Below are 19,499 nucleotides of genomic sequence, written 5' to 3'. Positions count from 1 at the left end.
AGCGAGCCTGCTCGCGAAGAGGGCCGAAAGAACACCCTCAACCCTGGTCAAAGCCCCCATTAGCCAGGCAACGGATACAACCCATCATCAAACTGCGACAACCGAGCAAACTGCATCGGCTGATCATCACTCAGGTGTTCCAGTCGCTGCTGGAAACTCTGCAGGAAATCCTTGCGAGCCTCGTCGCTGATGTACGGCACATGCCAGGCCACGAACGGCTCCAGCACGTCAAACCCGACATAGGCCAGCGTGCCGCGCAGGATCGGCCGCAACATGTCTTCCAGCGGACCGTGAATCGCGCCGTCACCGAACATATGCTCACGGCCGCCCAAGGTGATGGACACCAGCGCCTTTTTTCCACTCAACCCGCCCTGGTCATAAAAGCGCTTGCCGCCGTAGCAGATACCCGACACCAGCACCCGATCAATCCAGCCCTTGAGGATGGCAGGAGTCGAGAACCAGAAAATCGGGAAGTTCAGAATCAGCAGGTCAGCCCACAACAGTTTGTCGAGCTCTTGCTGGATGTCCGGCGCCAACGACTGGCTCTTCACGCCCAGGCGTTGCTCCAGCGCATACACCAGGTACTCGGGGTTTTCCCGCGAGGAAAAGTCATCGGCGCTGGCCACCGGGTTCCAGTTCATCGCGTACAGGTCGCTGACCTGGACCTCATGCCCCTGGGCTTCGAGTGTCGCCACCGCTTGGTCACGCAGTGCGGCGGTGAAGGATTTCGGCTCCGGATGGGCGTGGACAATCAATACTTTCATGGCAATTCCCTAGACGCTGACAGGTTTTGAGTTTGAGGGCGATAACGCTTCACGTCACACCTGGATCGCCTTCACTTCGACGAACTCGTTGAGCCCTTCTTCCCCCCATTCCCGACCATTGCCCGACTGTTTATAGCCACCGAACGGCGCCTGATAATTGAACGCCGCGCCGTTGAGAAAGCATTGCCCGGCGCGCAACTGACGCCCAAGGTGCAAGGCGCGCTCAGTGCTGGCGGCCCAGACGCCGCTGGACAAGCCGAACGGCGAATCGTTGGCGATCTGGATCGCTTGCGCTTCATCGGCGTAAGGAATCAGGCATAGCACCGGACCGAAAATTTCTTCCTGGGCGATGCGCATGCGGTTGTCGACATCGGCGAACAGCGTCGGGCTGACGTAGTAACCGCGCTCGAATGCGTGCGCCGTATCGCCGCCACACAGAAGTCGCGCGCCTTCCTGTTGACCGACCTGAATGTAGTCACGCACGGTGCGCCGTTGCGCCGCCGAACACATCGGCCCGAGGAAACTCTGCGGGTCCAGCGGATCTCCCATGCGCAGGCTTTGGGTTTCGGCGATGGCCAGTTCCACGGCCTCGGCATAACGACTGGCGGGCAGCAACATGCGGGTCAACGCGGTGCAGGTTTGCCCGGAGTTGATCATCACGTCCTGCACGCCGTAGCGCACCGCGGCAGCGAGGTCCGCATCTTCGGCAATCAACAACGCCGACTTGCCGCCCAGTTCCAGGCACACACGCTTCACCGAAGGCGCTGCCGCCTGCGCCACGCGAACCCCGGCGCCGGTGGAACCGGTGAACGAGACCATGCCCACGTCCGGGTGTTTGGCCAGTGCTTCGCCGACCTTCGAACCCGGTCCGCTGACCAGGTTGAATACCCCGGCGGGCAAGCCGATGGCTTCAATCATTTGCGCCAGTAAAAAGGCGTGCAGCGGCGTTTCCTGACTCGGCTTGACCACCACGGTACAGCCGGCGGCCAGCGCCGGAGCGAGCTTGCCGATGAGTTGATGCAGCGGATAATTCCACGGGTTGATGAAGGCGCACACACCGACCGCCTCGCGGATCACCAGCGAATTGCCGACCTCGCGCACTTCATCCATCAAGCCGGCGAGTTCGACGTATTGCTCCAGGCCGATGATGGGCCCGTCGACCTGAACCGAGCGACACCATTGCACCGGCATCCCCAGTTCAGTGGTGATCACCGCGGCCATCTCGTCGGCCCGCGTGTGCAGTTGCTCGGCGAGCGCGCGCAGGTAACCGGCGCGAACGCTTGACGGTGTGCGCGACCATGGACCGAACGCCCGGCGCGCGGCGGCCACCGCGTTGTCGACATCGCGCTCATCGCCCAGCGGCACCGAACCGGCGACTTCTTCAGTGGCCGGGTTGATCACCTCGGCGATGCCTTGCCCCGAAGGCGTTTGCCAGCGGCCATCGATAAACAGCGTCTTGTGATTATGCATAGACTTGGGCTTCCATCAGTTCAGTGGCGCAACGGGTGATTCGTTGGCAGGCATCACGCAAGGGTTCTGCGCCCAACACCAGCCCCAGTCGGATATGCCCGGCAGCGCTCGGGCCGAAGGCTTCACCGGCCAGGACCGAGACGCCATGACGGTCGAGCAAGCGGTCGGCAAACGCCTGGGCACTGAGCCCGGTGTCGCGGACATCGACCATCACGAACATTCCGCCATCGGGTTTCAAGGCGCGCACGCCGGGGCAGTCGGCCAGGCATTCGCAGACCAGATCGCGGCGTTGGCGATAGGCTTCGCGCATCGCCTCCAGTTCAGGCAGATTGCTTTCCAGCGCGACGACGGCGGCGTCCTGCACGAAATCCGGCAAACCGTAGAGCATGCACAGCGCAAGGTTTTCCAGGTGTGCAGCCAGGGCGGGCGGAGTGATCGACCAGCCGATGCGCCAGCCGGTCATGGCATGGGATTTCGACAGGCTGTTGAGCGTCGCGGTGCGCTCGGCCATGCCTGGCAGACTGGCCGGGCTGATGTGTTCGCCGTTGTAAAGCAACTCGCTGTAGACCTCATCGGAGATCAGCCACAGGTCGTGGGTGATGCACAGCTGCGCCAACGCCTGCCACGTGCCGCGCGGCAAACTGGCTCCCGACGGGTTGTGCGGGCTGTTGAGCACCAGCGCCCGAGTGCGCGGGGTGATGCGTGCGGCGACATCTTCGGGCAAGACCCGAAAGCCGTTCTCCGAACGCGCTGGCACTGGAATCACCACCGCGCCACAGGCACCGAACACGGCTTCATAGGTGACGTACATCGGTTCGGCGACGATCACTTCATCGCCCGGATTCAGTACGCACTGAGCCACGCAGAACAACGCACATTGCGCCCCGGCGAGCACGGTGACCTGCTCCGCAGAGACCTGCTGGCCGCTGCGTCTGGCGTAATGCCGGGCGATGCTTTCACGCAGTGCGCGTTTACCGCGCGCGTCGGCGTAGTGGGTATTGCCCGACAACAGGCTGTCGATGGCCGCCTGCACAATCGGCACCGGCGTGTCGAAATCCGGGTCGCCGACTGACAGCAGCAGAATGTCTTCACCCTGTTCTTGCAGCGCCAATGCACGGTAATGAATGTCCCAGGCGGCGGCGCCGTCACCGGCGATACGTTGAGTCAGATCGGAAAAGCGCATGGCCCCATCCCCTTAAAAAAGCCCTGTAAAAAATGGCAGTCAGAGCGCGCACGCATGCTTGAGTTCGATCAGGGTCACGCCGTTGCGCTTGAAGCCATGGCGCAAATCGGTTTGCAGTTCGGCCAGGCTCTGCGGCTCGCTCACGGTGCAACCGAACGCGCGGCCAAGGGCGGCAAAGTCCGGGTTGCGCGGCAGCACGCCAATCGGCTCGATATCCAGCCCAATCATGTCGTCGCGAATCTGCCCCAACGCGTCGTTGTTCCAGAGCAACACCACCAGCGGGCTGTCCAGCTCTTCGACGGCGGTGGCCAGTTCTTGCGCGGTGTAGAGAAAACCGCCGTCGCCAACCAGCACCAGCCCAGGCCGCTGCGGTGCGCCGAACTTGGCGCCGATGCCCGCCGGCAAGCCGTAACCCAACGTGCCGTAACCGGTGGGATGCAACCAGCTGCGAGGCGCCAGGCTGTTGAAGGCGTAGTTGCCGGTGTAGGCCAGCTGGGTCATGTCGGTGCTGATGAAAGCATCGTCCGGCAGCTCGGCAGCGATCCGTTCGAGAATCGCCTGGTGGATCGACTGCAACGGGCCGTGGCTGTTTTGCACCGCTTCACGCAGTGCTGCGACGGACGCGCTCGCGGCACTGGCATCGCGCCTGGCGGGCGACAGACGTTCCAGCAATGCGGCGAGGGTGTGTTGCGCATCGCCTTGCAGCGCCACCGTGCATGGGTAGAAATCGTTGAACTTGCGCGGGTCGATGTCCACGCGAAGCAGTTGGGCATTCAGTGGCAGACGCTCGCGCCAGAAATCGGTGTCGGCCATTTCGGTGCCGACGGCCAGCACCACGTCGGCCTCGGCGATCAGTTGCCAGCCCGGCTCTACGCACAGGGTCGAGCCGGCATTCAGCGGTGCATCCGGCGGCAACAGGCCTTTACCGGCAACGCTGGTGAACAGCGGCGCGGCGAGCCGGGTGCTGAGTTCATGCACTTGCTGCTGCGCATTCAATGCGCCACCGCCAGCGATGATCATCGGCCGCTTGGCGCTTTGCAGCTTGGCCACAGCCTGGTCCAGCGCCGTGGCTGCCGGTACGCCACGGCTTGGGCGACGCACCACTTCATTGCTCCAGTCGCGGGTGATTTTTGCGGACAACACGTCGAGCGGCACCGAGATGTGCACCGGGCGCGGACGTTCGCTGTCGAACACCGCGTAGGCACGGGCGATCAACTCGGGCAGGTCTTCGGCACTGAGCGCCACCGCCGAGAACGCGGTGATCGGCGCGGTGATTGCGCGCTGGTCCTGGGTTTCGTGCAGACACCCCCAGCCTTTACCGAGGCTGGCCGTGTGGTTGACGCTGGAAATCACCAGCATCGGAATCGAGTCGGCATACGCCTGGCCGATGCCGGTCGCGGCGTTGGTCACGCCCGGCCCGGTGATGATGAAGCACACGCCCGGTTTGCCGCTGACCCGCGCGTAGCCGTCGGCCATGAAACTGGCGCCTTGCTCGTGGCGAGTCAGCACATGACGAATGCCGCTGCCGGGCAAGCCGCGATACAACTCCAGCGTGTGTACGCCGGGAATGCCGAACACGGTGTCGACGCCGTAGTTGGCCAGAAGACGCACCAGGGCCTGGCCGCCGGTCAATGTTGTGCTTTGCATGTTCACTTCCTCACTCGTGGCCGAGGCGAATCAACGCATCGACCGCAGTCGTGCCATGGGCACCGACCAACAATGGGTTCACATCGAGTTCCAGCAACTGCCCGGCGTTCTCGCAGGCGTAATCGGCCACCGCACGAATCGCCGTCACCAGCGCGTCCAGATCCGCCGCTTCACGACCGCGAAAACCTTGCAGCAACGGGGCACTGCGCAGGCTCAACAATGCTTGGCGGATGGCACCATCGGTGGTCGGCAGCAGCAGGCTGCGGCTGTCCTTGAGCAACTCCACCAGAATCCCGCCCGCACCGATGACCAGCGCCAGGCCGAAGTCGTTTTCGCGTTTGATGCCGACGATCAATTCGGCTAACGGCGGTGTGGCCATCGGTTCCAGCAGCACCTGATCGAACGCCACCTGCGGCGCGTAAACGGCAATGCTCGCGCGCATTTTTTCCAGTGCGGCACTCAGGGCCGCGGCGTCCTTGAGGTTCACCGCCACGGCGCCGACTTCGGTTTTGTGCGGCAGTTGGGCACTGACCGCTTTCAATACCAGCGGATAACCCAGTGCATTGGCGTCACTCAATGCGTTGTCCGGGGTGCTCAATACGCCGTTCGGCGTCGGCAGGCCAAAGGCGCGCAAGGCTTTTTTGGAATCCCATTCATTGAGCAAGCGACCTTCGCCTTCCAGCGCTTGCGGGCAATGCGGAACCAGCGCCGATTCACCGAGCGCCAGCAGCGCCTGGCGATTGCGTTGATAGCCCGCAATTCGGCCCCACGCGGTCAGCCCGTCTTCCACGCCTTGCAACGCCGACACGCCTTGGGCATGCAGACGTTCGCGAGCATGGGCCGGCAGCAATTCCGGGAACGCCGAGGTGACAAAACCGGTTTTGCCGTGGCGGACCAGGGCGGCGCAATACAACTCCAGCAGCAGGTCGCATTCCTTGCGTTCGCCGGTAAATTGCGCCGGGTAATCGAGCACCAGCATCGCTGCATCGCCTTCGGTGCGCAGGGCGCTGTCGAGCATGCGATTCAAGGCTTCGCCGTCACCCCAGATCGCCGTGGTGAAATCCAGCGGATTGACCAGGTTGGCGTAGCTTGGCAGCACGTGCGCCAGCTCTTCTCGCTGACCCTCATCGAGTGTCGGCAAGGTCAGGTCGTTGCGTTCGGCGTAGTCGGCAATCAGCCCGGCATCACCGCCCGAACAGGCCAACGCGATCAGACTGTTGCCCGTCGGCAGCTTGCCGCACGCCGCCGCTTTCAGGGTTTCGACAAAACTCACCGGGCCACTGACGCGGATCACGCCGAGGCGCGCAAACAGACTGTCGTACAGCGCATCAGAACCGGACAGTGAGCTGGTGTGACTGAGCGCCAGTTCGGCACCGATCTGCGACACGCCGGTTTTCAGGGCGATGATCGGAATGCCTTTCTCCAAGGCCTTGTGCGCGGCGCGGGCAAAACCCGGGACGTTTTTCAGACCTTCGAGGTGCAAGCCGATGGCAGTGACTCGCGGCTCGTCGAGCAGCACGTCCATCAATTCGGCAACGCCCAGTTGCGCCTGATTGCCGACCGAGGCCATGTAGGCCACCGGCAGTGAGCGGTCGCTCATCGATAAGTTATAAGCAAAGTTGCCGCTTTGGGTCAGGACAGCGACGCCCTTCTCCACCGGTTTGCCGCCATGCGCCACCGGCCACAGCGCGGAGCTGTGCAGGTAGTCGAGCAAGCCGTAGCAGTTGGGGCCGAGCAAGGCCATGTTGCCAGCCGCCTGAAGCAACTGCTGCTGCAAGGCCTGGCCCTCGGCGCCGGTTTCGGCGAACCCGGAGGCGTAGCAGATGGCCCCGCCCGCGCCTTTGGCGGCCAGTTCGGCGACGCAGGTCAGGGTCAGTTCGCGGTTGGTCGCGATGAACACCGCGTCCGGGCCGCACAGCAGTTCGGCGATGCTGCGCACACAGGGCACGCCTTCAAGGGTGTCGTGCTGCGGATTGACCAGCCACATCTCGCCAAGGTAGCCACCTTCGGCGCAGCGCTTGAGCGCGCGGGCCATGCTGCGGCCACCGACAAACGCCAGGTGGCGCGGTGCGAGCAAGCGTTTGAGGTTGTCACGAATCGTTTGCGACATAGCAATTCTCCGGGCGGATCAGCGCAACAGTGGCCGCAGCAATTCGCGGGAAATGATGTGACGCTGGATCTCCGAGGTGCCTTCCCAGACACGCTCGATCCGCGCGTTACGCCAGATGCGTTCCACCGGGCATTCATCCATCAGGCCCATGCCGCCAAAGATCTGCACCGCCTCATCGGCGACCTTGCCGAGCACTTCACTGGCGAACAACTTGGCCATACCGGCCTCGCCATCGGTCATGGTGCCTTGGTCCATTTTCCAGGCGGTGTACAAGGTCAGCAGTTCGGCCGCGCGGATCTGCGTGACCATGTCGGCGAGCTTGAACGAGATGCCCTGATAGGTGCCGATCGGCTGACCGAACTGCTTGCGATCCGCCGCCCATTGCAGCGACACGTCGAGCGCGCGTTGTGCCTGGCCGACGCAGTTGGCCGCGACCATCACCCGCCCGGCGGTGAGCCAGGCGTTGGCCACGTCCCAGCCCTTGCCGACTTCGCCCAGCACCTTATTGGCCGGTACGCGGCAGTCGTCGAAGAACATTTCAAAAGTGTGGTAACCGCGGTTGCTCACGCACTTGGGACCACGGCGAATGGTCATGCCCGGCGTGTCGCGATCGACCAGGAACGAGGTCACGGCGTTGCGTTTGCGGCCGTTGTGCTCGTAGGTGTCGGTGACGGCGAAAACGATGGCGAAATCGGCGTGCCCGGCGTGGCTGATGAAGTGCTTGCTGCCATTGAGAACGAAGTCATCGCCGTCGCGCACGGCGCGGGTCTTGATCGCGTTGGCATCGGAACCGGCGCCCGGTTCGGTCAGCGCGAAGCAATCGATCTTCTCGCCCTGGATGCACGGCAGCAGGTAGTCGTTGATCTGCTCGTCAGTGCAGGCCATGAGGATTTTCGACGGCCGCGCGACGAACACATGCAGCGCCCATGACACCTTGGACAGCTCGCGTTCGATCAGCGCCTGGGACAGGTAATCGAGGCCGCCACCGCCCACTTCTTCCGGCATGTTGAAGGCATAGAAACCCGCCGCAATCGCCTTGCCACGAATCTGTGCCGCCAACTCGGGGGAGACTTCGTCGGCGCGGTCGACCGCTTCCTCATGAGGTAGCAGTTCCTTGGCGACAAAGCTGCGTACCGCGTCCACCAACATTTCTTGTTCTTGGGTCAGTTGGAAATTCATGGGGCTACCTGTTGTTCATGTGCTGAGTAGGTGTACGGGCAAGCCACCGGGCTTATTGGCCGCTGAAGTGGGCCGGGCGTTTTTCGATGGCGGCGCGCAAGGCTTCGGCGCCGTCCTGGCTGCGACCGCAGAGCAGGCCGGCGGCGAGCTCGGCTTGCAGTTGCTCCGGCAGGCTGCGCTGGGCGCCTTCGCGCATGAGTTTTTTGGTCTGGGCGAAAGCGAACGTCGGACCGTTGGCCAGGCGCGTGGCCAATTCAGTGGTCACGTCGTGCAGTTGATCATCGGCGCAGACTTCGCCGACGAGGCCGGCAGCCAAGGCACGCTCGGCGCTCCACATTTCGTCGAGAAACAGCAGACGCTTGGCTTGTTCAGTGCCGATCAGGCGTGGCAAATGCCAACTGGCACCGGCGTCCGGCGAGTAGGCCATGCTGGTGTAGCCGGCCTTGAACCGTGCTGATTGCGCGGCAATACGCAAGTCGCAGCACAGCGTCAGGTCCATCCCGGCGCCGACGGCCGTGCCATTGATCGCGGCGATGGTCGGTTTTTCGAGGCTGTATAAACGGCTCATCAGTGCGTGGGCGGTTTCGGTCCAGCCGTAACTTTCGAGGGCACCGCGAGCTTCTGCTTCCGCCCACTCGGCGAGGTCGGCACCGGCGCAGAAGCTGCGGCCGCTGCCGGTCAGCACAACGACTCGAACGGCGGGATCGGCGTTGAACTCATCAAGCAAGGTGTGCAGGTTTTTCAGGGTTGGAATGTCCAGCGCATTGCGCTGGGCGGCACGATCGAGGGTGATCCAGGCCACGCCGGCTTTTACCTGGCACAGAAGAGAAATGTGAGTAGTCATGCGAATCCTCGAATTATTGTGTTTGGCCTGAGGTGATGCGACTTGAGGCCATACTAAACGAGTGTTCAGCAAGACGGCAATTGGCGATTAAATTGGCTGTAACAGTCACATTTACTTAGTAAGTAATTGTTTTTATTGAATTAATTCCTGAGATACGGTTTTGCAGCAACCGCGCTGTTACAACTTTGAACAACTGCGTGCGGGATCGACGATTTACAGCCCTCCACAAACGACTGTGGGAGTGAGCTGTGGCGAGGGGATTTATCCCCGTTGGGTGGCGCAGCCGCCCCCAAAAAATGGGCCTGCTTCGCAGTCCAACGGGGATAAATCCCCTCGCCACAGTTCGCTCCCACATGGTTTTGTCTTGGTGTGTGCGGTTACGCCGTCGGCAAGCTCGGCGCCAGCACCACCTGACGCTTGCGTTGGGTCAGGAAATACGCGGCGTAGCACACCGCGATGAACCCAAAGCCCCAATACAACGAAGGACGCTGCGTCTCATCCAGTGCCAGGAACACGAACAGCGAGCAGCACAACGCAATGCACGTCAGCGGCAGCAGCGGGAACCACGGCGCACGGTATTTCAGATCGCTGAGCTTGCCGCCATCGCGCAGGTAAGCCTTGCGGAATTTGTACTGCGCCAGTGCGATCACAATCCAGGTCACCGTGCCGGACATGCCGCTCACCGCCATCAGCACCATGAACAACGTGTCCGCCGCGACGAAGCTGGTCATCAACGACACCAGCGCGAAGCACAAGGTGATGCTCAGCGCCCGCAACGGCACGCCGCGCTTGCTCAATGGCGACAGACTTTTCGGCGCCATGCCGGTCTTCGACATCGCCCACAGAATGCGCGTCGAGGCATACAGGCCGGAGTTACCCACCGACAGAATCGCCGTGAGGATCACGAAGTTCATCAGGTCCGCGGCGTAAGGAATGCCGACCATGTCGAACACCTGCACGAACGGACTTTCCATCAGCCCGGCCTGCTGCCACGGCACGATCGCCGACAGCACCGCGATCGCCAGCACATAGAAAATCAACACGCGAAACACCACGTTGCGAACGGCGCGCGGGATGCTTTTTTCCGGCTGATCGGTTTCGCCGGCGGCAACGCCCATGATCTCGCAGCCCTGGAAGGCGTAGACCACGGTCATCATCACCGCGAACACTGCGGACAAGCCGTTGGGAAACAGCGAGTCGCCAATCAGGTTGCTCATCATCGGTGCCGGGGCGCCGCTGCTCAGCGGGATCGCACCGAAGATCACCAACACGCCGACCACGATAAAACCGAGAATCGCCGCAACCTTGATCCCGGAGAACCAGTATTCCGCCTCACCAAAAGCACGCGTCGCCAACGCATTCAGGCCGAACAGCACCACCACGAACAGCGCCGACCAATACCAGATGGGAATGGTGGGGAACCAGCGCTCCATCAGCATGCCTGCCGCCGTGAACTCCAGACCCACGGTCGTCGCCCAACTCATCCAGTACACCCAGCCGATCATGAACCCGGTGGCCGGTCCGATGAATTTGGTCGCATGGGTTTGAAAAGAGCCGGAGACCGGCATTTGTACAGACAGTTCGCCCAGGCAAACCATCACCAGGTACATTAGGAAACCGGCGACCAGGTAGGCCAGAATCGCCCCCACCGGCCCGCCCTGATTGATCGTCAGGCCTGAGCCCATAAACAGCCCGGTGCCAATCACGCCGCCCAGCGACAACATGAAAATGTGCCGGCTTTTCAGGGCGCGGGTCAGGTGGATGCCGTTGCGTTCGGTAGTTTCATTCATGGTCTGCGCCTCAGTACTGGATGAGGTGCGCGCCACGGCGCAAGGAAGGATGAGCTTTACGGCGGTTCATTATTATTATCTCCAATAAGCTTCGAAGACCGCGCTGTGGCGGTTGCCTCGATTATTGGAAGACCATGTAAGCTCACGTTGACCGTAACGATCAAAGTTGTAAAAAGACGTAACAAATTTGTACGTCAGGTGTGCAGCAGCTCAGCCAGCGTCTGTTGCGAATGCCGTAATTGCGCATGAACCTGCGACGCCAATGCCCGCAACCTTGATTCGTCGTTGACCAGCGCGGCCTGTTCCAGCGCGCGCAGCACATTGGCCAGTGCACGAAAGCCCAATGAATCGCTGCTGCCGGCCAAGCGATGCGCCAGATGAGCGACTTCGGTGCAATCGTCGGCCTCGATCGCTTCCGTGAGCGCCTCGCGGTGCTGACTGATCGAATCGCGCAACACCGTCAGCAATCCCTGCAGTTTCTGTTCACCGAGCAAGGCGCGGTGAGTGTCCAGCAGCGGCCAATCCATCGTTTCGTCATCAGGCTGCTGCGCAAGTGTGGGTGAGTTCCCGGCCAGCGCCTGACGCAGATTGTCGAGTTTCAGCGGTTTGGCGAGAATGCCATCCATCCCGGCATCCAGATAACCGCGCACCAGCGCCGGTTGCACGCTGGCGGTCAGGGCGAAGATTCGGCAGTGGCGGTTCGGGCCGTCGGTGCGGCGGATCAGTGTGCACAACTCGACGCCACTGATGCCTGGCAGGTGAACATCGAGCAGGATCAAATCGAACGCCTGCCCGGCGCATTGCGTCAGCGCCTGTTCGCCGTCTTCGGCGAGCCAGACTTGATGCCCGTCCCGTTGCAGCAAGCCGCTGACCACATCCCGGTTCAGCGCCACATCTTCGACCACCAGAATCTTCAGCGCCTGGCCGGGCTCGCTGCTTGACGCCACATCGGTGGTGCCGGTCGAGGGCAGTAATGTCAGCTCGAACCAGAAACAACTGCCCCGCCCGACGTCACTTTCAACGCCGATCTGCCCGCCCAACTGCCCCACCAGATGTTTGCAAATGGCCAGTCCGAGACCGGTTCCGCCGAAGCGTTGCGCCACTTCCTCGCTGGCCTGGGTGAAGCGCTCGAAAATCTTTTCCTGCACCGCCGCCGCAATGCCGATGCCGTTGTCCGTCACACTCACGCGCAGCCGTTGCCCGGTCTGTTGCGGGATGGGAGCCAATAGCACGACCTCGACTTCAACCTCTCCGCCCTCGGTGAACTTGATCGCGTTGGCCAGCAAGTTGCTCAATACCTGACGCAAGAATTGTTCGGCCCCGTTGTGCCGGTCAGCGACCTGTGGATCCATCCGGCACTGCAGCGTCGTGTCGTTGCTCAACGCGCGCGGTTCCAGCAGCGTCAGCACCTCATCCAGCAACTGCCGGAGCGAAAAATCCACCGGTTCCGGGTGGCTAACACCTTCCTCCAAACGAGCGAAATACAGCACTTCATTGAGAATCGACAGCAACCCTTCGCCCGCCTTGTACAACGCATCCAGACGCTTGCCGTCACGCTCATCCAGACTCGCGCCGCGCAGCAATTCAGCCATGCCGAGGATGCCGTTGAGCGGTGTGCGCAACTCGTGGCTCATGGTCGCCAGAAAGCGCGACTTGGCGAGGTTGGCCGCTTCGGCTTCGTCCTTGGCACGCATCAGGCTGGCGGTGCGACGCTCGACCATCCGGAACAGTTCATCGCGGTTGTCTTGCAGGGCCAGCCGATCGCTTTCACGGCGGTCGATGTCACTGAGAATGGCCCGGCGCATGTCGTCCAGCGCATAGGCGACGGTGTCGATCTCATCCGGGTGAGGGCTGCGGCGCTTGTCCAAATGCATCGGCTCGTACCAGTCACCGGCGGCGATGCGCCGCGCAAACTCGGCCATGACTTGCAGGTGTCGGGTCACCAAGCGATAAAACAACCACGATAGCGCCACCGCCAGCCCGCACAGAAACATGCTCATCCACAGCAAACTGGTCAAACCGGTGGCATACAAACGCTGATGCACAGCGCCCAGATCAGTGCTGACTTCCAGTTGCCCGAGATGCCGTAGCGGCCCGGACGGCGGTTGATAGTCCAGTTGAAAACGCTCGATGCGCAGCGGTCCTGTCGGGTTCGGATTGCCTTGCAGCAAATCGAAATCCGCGCTGGTCAGACGAACCCGCGCCACGTCGGAAAAATCCACCAGCCCGCGCAGCTGCACATTCAATTGTCCCTCGTTCAAATCCCAGAGACTGCGCTCCAGGCTGGCCAGATACCCGGCGCGAATCAGCTCCATGCGCGAATCGATCTCGCGCATCTCGCGGCGGTATTCGAAGTACAACTGCACGGTGCTGGCCAACACGGTGAAGCACAGGCTGAACAACAGAATGAACAGCAGCAGACGCCGCAGCAGTCCACCGGGTCGAGCGCGGATCATGGCGAATTCGCCGGCAGGTTGACCATGTCGCGGTAGGTGACTTCGCTTTCGTTGAGCAAACGGTCGACCTCTCCGGCATCGACCATGCGCTTGAGTTGCGCATCGATGTCCGGCATGAGGCTGGCCAGCGGGGAACGGCGTGATACCGCAATCCGCAGGTAGTCCACGCTCAAGGACGTGGGCAATGCGACGATGTCCTGCGCGCCCGGCAGATTTTCGACGTAGAGCTCGCCGGTGCGTCGCTCCGAGGTGATGAAGTCGATGCGCCCGCGGATCAGTTTGCCGAAGTTCTGGCGGCTGTCAGAGACCCACTCGATGTTTTGGTGTTGTGCAACCATGTGGTCGAATTCCACGCCGTAACTTTCACCAAACAACAGTCCGCCACGGTAACTGGCCAAGTCCTCCAGACGCTCGAATTTCACCGGACGCTGACGATTGATAAACAACGCGACCTCTTCACGCAGCACCGGCACCGTGGAAAAAATCATGCTCCGTTCCCGTTGCGCGGTGTTGTAGGCCAACACCACATCGACCCGGCCTTCGGCCGCGTCGAGCAGGCAGCGTTTCCAGTTGCCGAGCACAACGATTTCCACTTCGTAGCCGAGTTTTTCGAAGAGGTTTTTCACCACACTTGGGGCCACGCCGCGCACCTGTTTGCCGTCGCTCCAGGAGATCGGCGGGTAAACCGGATAGTCGCAGTAGCGAATCTTTTGCGCCCCCATCGCGCTGTTCGTGACCAGCGCCAACAGCAGCGCAAACACCCGCCACATAAAACTCAAGCCGCCACGCTGGCGGTGAACAGGTAACCGGCGCCGTGGATGGTGATGATCAGTTGCGGCTCGGCCGGGTCGTCGTGCAACTTGCGTCGCAAGCGTCCGACCAGCACGTCAATGGAGCGATCATTGGGCACCCACTCGCGGTTGCGGATCTGATCCATCAACTGATCGCGGCTCAAGGTATGGCCGCTGTTGCGCAGGAATACGCTGAGCAACTGGTACTCGCCGTGGGTCAGCAGGGTTTCGCTGCCGGTGGGGTCGATCAGCCGCCGGCGATCGGTGTCCAGCGCCCAGTCGGCAAATTGTTTGACCGGCTTTGCGATGGCCGCTACCGGTTGAGGCACCTGCGCGTGACGAACTCGGCGGATCAGGTTTTTCGCCCGGGACACCAGCTCGCGTGGGTTGAGGGGTTTGATCACGTAGTCATCGGCGCCGCATTCGAGGCCGACGATGCGGTCGATCTCATCGTTGCGCCCGGTGATCAGAATGATCCCGACTTCCGAACGGACCCGCAGCTCCCGCGTCAGGGTCAGGCCGTCCTTACCCGGCAGGCGGATATCGAGCATCACCAGATCAACCGTCTGGCTCGCCAGAAAGGTGTCGGCCAGCTCCGCCGTGGCCGCGCAATGCACGTCATAACCTTCCTGGGACAGGTAGGCGTGCAGCAGTTCGCGAATCAGCGGATCGTCATCGACGATCAGTACTCGAGGAGTCATCGCTAGGTGTCCCGCGTATGCCCGAAGGCGTGTTTCTTATTAGAGTGTTTTGTTGCCTTTGCGCCAGAGAGTATCGACAGCTGAACGACCGATCAACAGCCCGTCGTCTGGACGCAAAACCGTTGGCGACCACCGGCCTGCAATCCATCGACCCAGGCTTCGCAAATCTGGATGCCTTGCTCCGGGGTGAAGGTGCCAGGGTTGAGGCCCGACTCCAGCCACAAACCGTCGAGCAATGCGCTGAGGCTGATGGCGGCCAGATCGGCGTCGAAGTTTTCCCAGCCCTCCTCCTGCGCCAGCTCGGTCAGGACCTTGCGCAAGATGCCGCGGTACTCGCCGTAGGAATGCTCGTGCGCGAGGTTGATTGACTCCGCCGTGCGCACCGCGCCCCAGAATGCCAGCCAGGCATCGATCAGTTGCGGGTCGAGCAGTTCGGCGGAGAAAGACCCGCGGAAGAACGCCGACAAGCGCTCGCGGGCGTTGGGCGCCGCATGCTCCATAGCGTCGCGCAGCAAACTCATGACACGACCGGTGATCGCCCGGTAAGCTTCGGCCACCAGTTCATCCTTGCCGGAATAATGATGGCTGATCAACCCGACCGAGACACCGGCCTCGGCGGAAATCTTGCGGATCGATGCGCCCTGGAAGCCGTGGCGCTTGAGGCAAACCAGCGTGGCTTCGATCAGGTTGGCCTTGCGCAACTCCGGCTCCATGCGGGAAAAACGGGCTTCCTGACTCATGAGCGACACTCTCCGTGGACAATCGTTAGGGCGCGGCTGGACAATCCGCGGGCTGAACGACTGTACAGCAAGAGAGTGGGAAGTCTCCAGTCAGTTGCACGCCCCAGAAACCGGATGACTGACACACCGCTTTCGCGAGCAGGCTCGCTCCCACACTGATCTGAGCAGTAATCCAATATCTGCGCCCGACACATAACCCTGTGGGAGTGAGCCTGCTCGCGATATAGGTAGTCCATCCATTCAAAAACCCAGGTCAGTCCCGATAACCCGGCGCCACCCGCTCAAGCAATCGCAACAACGCCGCCCAAGCCAACTGCACGGCATCCGGGTCGCTCAACTCGCCTTCATCCAGCGGACGGCCAGGATCGTTGAACTGACGCTCGGTGTGTTCGCACACTTTGCTCGGCGGCAAAACCAGTTCACCTGCAGCCTGCGCGGCGAGCTGGATTTCGCACGCTTTTTCCAGGTAATACATGCGCAAGAAGGCCTGGCTCACGGTCTCGCCAACGGTCAACAAACCGTGGTTACGCAGCATCAGCACCGGCTTGTCGCCAAGGTCCTGCACCAGACGCTGCTGCTCGCTCATGTCCAGCGCCACGCCCTCATAGTCGTGATAGGCAACCCGACCATAGAACTCCATGGAAATCTGATTCACCGGCAACAACCCGCATTTCAACGCCGCGACCGCGCAACCGGATCGGGTGTGGGTGTGCAGCACGCACTGTGCATCTTCACGTGCACCGTGGATGGCACTGTGAATCACAAACCCCGCAGGATTCACCGGGTATGGCGTCGGCTCCACGGCCCGGCCATCGAGACCGATTTTCACCAGATTGGACGCGGTGATTTCATCGAACATCAGCCCGTACGGATTGATCAGGAAGTGATGTTCAGGCCCCGGCAGGCGCACCGAGATGTGGGTAAAAATCAGATCTGTGATGCGAAAGTGCGCGACCGGGCCTTCGCCAAACTCACTGAACTCAAACCCTATATCCAGTGGTGGGAGGCCGGCGCGCAACCGGCGCAATGGCTGACGGCCGGGGATGTGGTGATGACCTCGACGTCCAGCAAGGCGAACTCAAGGTCCGACGGGGTGAAGGTCGATGACGTTTATTCAGTGTTTGTACACCGCACGTTTGCGCAGCCCGCGTTTGCCAGGGATTTTCTGCACATCCCAGAAGTCAGCCCAAGAGGTCGGGGCCTGCGCCAGCTTCTGAGTGTCATAGGCAATCGCCACGCTCCACACCAGCGCTGCGGAACCGCACGGCTGCGCCGCATCGGGAATCAACTGCTCGATGCGACCCAGGGTTTTCCAGTCGAGTTTTTCATACCTTAATCGCAACCGCGCATCAGGTCCGGGCCTTCAATCTGCACCACGTCCCAATCGGCATTGCCGGTGTCGACCATCACGTTGATCCGGGCCATCTCACCGTTGTATTCACTCTGGATCAGCTTGCTGTGATCCGCGACGCTGAACGGCTGGAAAAACGCCACATCCTGGGCTTGCTGGCCGGCGCCGCCGTAACCCACCACCACCATGTCCGGTGCTGCCTGAGCGCTCCCAAGGCCCATGGCCAAGGACAGCAACAAGGGATAAAAACCGTGCTTGAGCGTATTCGATTTCATCAGTGGTTCCTCTTGCAGGTGCCACGCGAATTACCTCGACGTGACCCTTTTTTATTGTTGTGAGGTTCGCCTCAGGTCCGGGCGCCAAATGAATCTACTGCGAGCCTCAGTAAAAAAACAAGTTGATTTTTTACTACAGGTAAATTTCTATAGGCAAATAACAACAACGCAAAAAAACCGGCCTTTCGGCTTCAGCCTGCCTGGAGTAATTGCACCATGTCGACCGCTTCCCCTGCCTTCGCGCACCTGTTCGAACCTCTGCAACTGCGTGGCAAACGCCTGAAAAACCGCATCATGTCCAGCGGTCACGACACTTCGATGCCCACCGACAACCTGGTCAACGAGCAACTGATTGCCTACCACACTGCGCGGGCCGAAGGCGGCGTCGGGCTGATCGTGTTGCAAGTGGCCGGCGTGCATGACAGCGCGCGGTACACCTCGCACGTGCTGATGGCCACCGACGACGCTTGCATCAAGGGCTATCGAACAATCGCTGAGCGCTGCCATGCGCACGGCACCGTGGTGCTGTCACAAATCTTCCATCCGGGTCGGGAAATCATGGAGTCCAGCGATGGCTTGCTCGCTGTCGCTTACTCGCCTTCGGCGGTGCCCAACGAGCGGTTTCGGGTGATGCCTCGGGCGCTGGATCAAGCGATGATCGACGAGATTGTCGCCGGTTACGGGGCCGCTGCCCGACGCCTGTATCAGGCTGGGATCGACGGTGTGGAAGTGGTCGCCAGCCATGGTTACCTGCCGGCGCAATTCATCAATCCACGGGTCAACCGTCGCACCGATGGCTACAACGGCGAACTGGAACAGCGTCTGCGTTTCCTGCGCGAAGTGATCGATGCAGTACGCGCCAACACCGATGAACACTTCATCATCGGCCTGCGCATTTCTGCCGATGAACGCGATCCCGAAGGGCTGACCGAAGACGAATCCCTGGCTGCCGTGCAATCGCTGCAAGGGATTCTGGATTACGTGCACATCGTCGCCGGCACCTCGGCCTCATTGGGCGGCGCCGTGCACATTGTGCCGCCGATGGCGATCGAAGCCGCTTATCTGGCCAAGGAGGCCGGAACGTTCAAGGCCAGGCTGTCGATTCCACTGTTCGTCACCGGGCGCATCAACCAACCGCAGGAAGCTGAATTGATCATCGCGCGCGGGCAGGCCGATGTCTGCGGCATGACCCGCGCACTGATCTGCGACCCGCAAATGCCCAACAAAACCGACACCGGCCACGTCGAGGATGTGCGCGCCTGCATCGCCTGTAACCAGGCGTGCATCGGCCACTTTCACAAAGGTCTGCCGATTTCCTGCATCCAGCACCCGGAAACCGGGCGCGAACTGATCTTCGGCCAGCGGCAACCCACCGCTCAACGCAAACGCATCATGATTGCCGGCGGCGGACCAGCCGGGATGAAAGCTGCCGCTGTGGCCGCCCAGCGTGGACATGACGTGACCCTCTACGAAGCCAGCTCGCAACTCGGCGGCCAAGTCTTACTGGCGCAATTGCTGCCGCGACGCGCCGAATTCGGCGGTGCCAGCACCAACCTGCAACGCGAAATGGAACTGGCCGGCGTACGCGTCGTACGCAACACCCGCGTCGACCGGGCGCTCGTCGAACGCGAACGCCCGGACATGGTGATCGTCGCTACCGGCGCCGAACCGTATTGGCCAGCGTTCGAGCGCGGCGGTGAATTGCAGGTCGTGGATGCCTGGCAAGTGCTGCGCGATCAAGTGCAAATCGGCCGCTCCGTGGTGGTGGTCGACTGGCGCGCCGACTGGATCGGCCCCGGCATCGCCGAACGTCTGGTAAGCGCCGGGCACCAGGTGCAACTGGCCGTCAACGGCACCCACTGCGGCGAAAACCTGCCGCAGTACGTGCGCGATCAACTGGCCGGCGAACTGCACAAACTCGGCATCCCGATCACTACCTACGCCCGCCTGTACGGCTGCGACGACAACACCGTCTACCTGCAACACACCGCCAGCGGCGAACCAATGCTCATCGAAAACATCGACACTCTGGTGCTCTGCCAAGGCCACCAACCCGTCGATACCCTTGGCGCCGAATTGCAAGGCTTGGTGGAGTTTCGCCGCATCGGCGACTGCCTCGCCCCGCGCACCGCCGAAGAAGCCATCTACGAAGGTTTGAAAGTCGCCTGGGAGCTTTGAGGCTGTTTTATACTCCAGGG

14 protein-coding genes and 2 pseudogenes are annotated in these 19,499 nt (G+C 61.6%); 2 read left to right on the top strand and 14 right to left on the bottom strand.

Going from position 1 to position 19,499, the window contains the following annotated elements; translation table 11 throughout:
• Positions 1 to 59: 59 nt before the first annotated feature.
• The 13 genes from ACYZTM_RS22745 to ACYZTM_RS22685 all read right to left on the bottom strand — a co-directional run bounded on the left by ACYZTM_RS22745 (position 60) and on the right by ACYZTM_RS22685 (position 16,672).
• Positions 60 to 764, bottom strand: coding sequence for an NAD(P)H-dependent oxidoreductase (locus tag ACYZTM_RS22745; protein WP_131060395.1), 705 nt, complete (start codon positions 762 to 764; stop codon positions 60 to 62).
• Between the two features lie 54 nt (positions 765 to 818).
• Positions 819 to 2,234: an aldehyde dehydrogenase family protein gene (locus ACYZTM_RS22740; RefSeq protein ID WP_461984764.1), complete on the bottom strand. Its 1,416-nt coding sequence runs from the start codon at positions 2,232 to 2,234 to the stop codon at positions 819 to 821.
• Positions 2,227 to 3,417: a pyridoxal phosphate-dependent aminotransferase gene (locus tag ACYZTM_RS22735; RefSeq protein ID WP_461984762.1), complete on the bottom strand. Its 1,191-nt coding sequence runs from the start codon at positions 3,415 to 3,417 to the stop codon at positions 2,227 to 2,229. The genes ACYZTM_RS22740 and ACYZTM_RS22735 overlap by 8 nt, the downstream gene beginning before the upstream one ends.
• Positions 3,418 to 3,456: 39 nt before the next feature.
• Positions 3,457 to 5,064 (bottom strand): 5-guanidino-2-oxopentanoate decarboxylase, encoded by a 1,608-nt coding sequence (locus ACYZTM_RS22730; RefSeq protein WP_461984760.1) that lies wholly within the window; start codon positions 5,062 to 5,064, stop codon positions 3,457 to 3,459.
• A gap of 10 nt (positions 5,065 to 5,074) precedes the next feature.
• Positions 5,075 to 7,174 carry an acetate--CoA ligase family protein gene (locus ACYZTM_RS22725; protein WP_461984758.1) on the bottom strand — a complete coding sequence of 700 codons (2,100 nt, stop codon included), beginning with the start codon at positions 7,172 to 7,174 and terminating at the stop codon, positions 5,075 to 5,077.
• A gap of 18 nt (positions 7,175 to 7,192) precedes the next feature.
• Positions 7,193 to 8,353 (bottom strand): acyl-CoA dehydrogenase family protein, encoded by a 1,161-nt coding sequence (locus tag ACYZTM_RS22720; protein ID WP_131060390.1) that lies wholly within the window; start codon positions 8,351 to 8,353, stop codon positions 7,193 to 7,195.
• A 52-nt stretch (positions 8,354 to 8,405) separates the two neighbouring features.
• Entirely contained in the window at positions 8,406 to 9,197 is a 792-nt protein-coding gene (locus ACYZTM_RS22715; protein ID WP_131060389.1) for an enoyl-CoA hydratase/isomerase family protein, read from the bottom strand.
• A gap of 377 nt (positions 9,198 to 9,574) precedes the next feature.
• On the bottom strand, positions 9,575 to 10,987 hold the full coding sequence (locus ACYZTM_RS22710) for an amino acid permease (RefSeq protein WP_461984756.1): 1,413 nt from the start codon (positions 10,985 to 10,987) through the stop codon (positions 9,575 to 9,577).
• A 194-nt stretch (positions 10,988 to 11,181) separates the two neighbouring features.
• Positions 11,182 to 13,443 (bottom strand): ATP-binding protein, encoded by a 2,262-nt coding sequence (locus ACYZTM_RS22705; RefSeq protein ID WP_461984754.1) that lies wholly within the window; start codon positions 13,441 to 13,443, stop codon positions 11,182 to 11,184.
• Positions 13,440 to 14,213 carry a substrate-binding periplasmic protein gene (locus ACYZTM_RS22700; RefSeq protein ID WP_461989189.1) on the bottom strand — a complete coding sequence of 258 codons (774 nt, stop codon included), beginning with the start codon at positions 14,211 to 14,213 and terminating at the stop codon, positions 13,440 to 13,442. The genes ACYZTM_RS22705 and ACYZTM_RS22700 overlap by 4 nt, the downstream gene beginning before the upstream one ends.
• 5 nt (positions 14,214 to 14,218) lie before the next feature.
• On the bottom strand, positions 14,219 to 14,935 hold the full coding sequence (locus ACYZTM_RS22695; protein ID WP_131060386.1) for a response regulator: 717 nt from the start codon (positions 14,933 to 14,935) through the stop codon (positions 14,219 to 14,221).
• Between the two features lie 92 nt (positions 14,936 to 15,027).
• Entirely contained in the window at positions 15,028 to 15,675 is a 648-nt protein-coding gene (locus tag ACYZTM_RS22690) for a TetR family transcriptional regulator C-terminal domain-containing protein (RefSeq protein ID WP_131060385.1), read from the bottom strand.
• 253 nt (positions 15,676 to 15,928) lie between these two features.
• On the bottom strand, positions 15,929 to 16,672 hold the full coding sequence (locus ACYZTM_RS22685; RefSeq protein WP_461989188.1) for a class II aldolase/adducin family protein: 744 nt from the start codon (positions 16,670 to 16,672) through the stop codon (positions 15,929 to 15,931).
• Here ACYZTM_RS22685 and ACYZTM_RS22680 point away from each other — a divergent pair.
• Positions 16,628 to 16,738, top strand: a pseudogene (locus ACYZTM_RS22680) (ABC transporter substrate-binding protein); the annotation flags it as partial. The gene ACYZTM_RS22685 and the pseudogene ACYZTM_RS22680 sit on opposite strands and share 45 nt — an antisense overlap.
• Positions 16,739 to 16,798: 60 nt before the next feature.
• Here the strand turns inward: ACYZTM_RS22680 and ACYZTM_RS22675 are convergent.
• Positions 16,799 to 17,301 (bottom strand): annotated as a pseudogene (locus tag ACYZTM_RS22675) (extracellular solute-binding protein); the annotation flags it as partial.
• 216 nt (positions 17,302 to 17,517) lie between these two features.
• Between ACYZTM_RS22675 and ACYZTM_RS22670 the strand changes: the two are divergent.
• Positions 17,518 to 19,479 (top strand): oxidoreductase, encoded by a 1,962-nt coding sequence (locus ACYZTM_RS22670; protein WP_131060384.1) that lies wholly within the window; start codon positions 17,518 to 17,520, stop codon positions 19,477 to 19,479.
• The last annotated feature ends 20 nt before the right edge of the window (positions 19,480 to 19,499 follow it).

The sequence above is a fragment of the Pseudomonas sp. MDT2-39-1 genome (assembly GCF_054898085.1).
The sequence above is the reverse complement of the archived record's forward strand: the minus strand, read 5'-3'. Positions and strand labels throughout refer to the sequence as shown.

Bases quoted from the DNA above. Each gene is read 5' to 3' on its own strand.
- ACYZTM_RS22740 (WP_461984764.1), bottom strand. From the start codon at position 2,234: ATGCATAATCACAAGACGCTGTTTATCGATGGCCGCTGGCAAACGCCT.
- ACYZTM_RS22715 (WP_131060389.1), bottom strand. From the start codon at position 9,197: ATGACTACTCACATTTCTCTTCTGTGCCAGGTAAAAGCCGGCGTGGCC.
- ACYZTM_RS22690 (WP_131060385.1), bottom strand. From the start codon at position 15,675: ATGAGTCAGGAAGCCCGTTTTTCCCGCATGGAGCCGGAGTTGCGCAAG.
- ACYZTM_RS22705 (WP_461984754.1), bottom strand. From the start codon at position 13,443: ATGATCCGCGCTCGACCCGGTGGACTGCTGCGGCGTCTGCTGCTGTTC.
- ACYZTM_RS22700 (WP_461989189.1), bottom strand. From the start codon at position 14,213: ATGTGGCGGGTGTTTGCGCTGCTGTTGGCGCTGGTCACGAACAGCGCG.
- ACYZTM_RS22725 (WP_461984758.1), bottom strand. From the start codon at position 7,174: ATGTCGCAAACGATTCGTGACAACCTCAAACGCTTGCTCGCACCGCGC.
- ACYZTM_RS22710 (WP_461984756.1), bottom strand. From the start codon at position 10,987: ATGAATGAAACTACCGAACGCAACGGCATCCACCTGACCCGCGCCCTG.
- ACYZTM_RS22670 (WP_131060384.1), top strand. From the start codon at position 17,518: ATGTCGACCGCTTCCCCTGCCTTCGCGCACCTGTTCGAACCTCTGCAA.
- ACYZTM_RS22730 (WP_461984760.1), bottom strand. From the start codon at position 5,064: ATGCAAAGCACAACATTGACCGGCGGCCAGGCCCTGGTGCGTCTTCTG.
- ACYZTM_RS22735 (WP_461984762.1), bottom strand. From the start codon at position 3,417: ATGCGCTTTTCCGATCTGACTCAACGTATCGCCGGTGACGGCGCCGCC.
- ACYZTM_RS22720 (WP_131060390.1), bottom strand. From the start codon at position 8,353: ATGAATTTCCAACTGACCCAAGAACAAGAAATGTTGGTGGACGCGGTA.
- ACYZTM_RS22745 (WP_131060395.1), bottom strand. From the start codon at position 764: ATGAAAGTATTGATTGTCCACGCCCATCCGGAGCCGAAATCCTTCACC.
- ACYZTM_RS22695 (WP_131060386.1), bottom strand. From the start codon at position 14,935: ATGACTCCTCGAGTACTGATCGTCGATGACGATCCGCTGATTCGCGAA.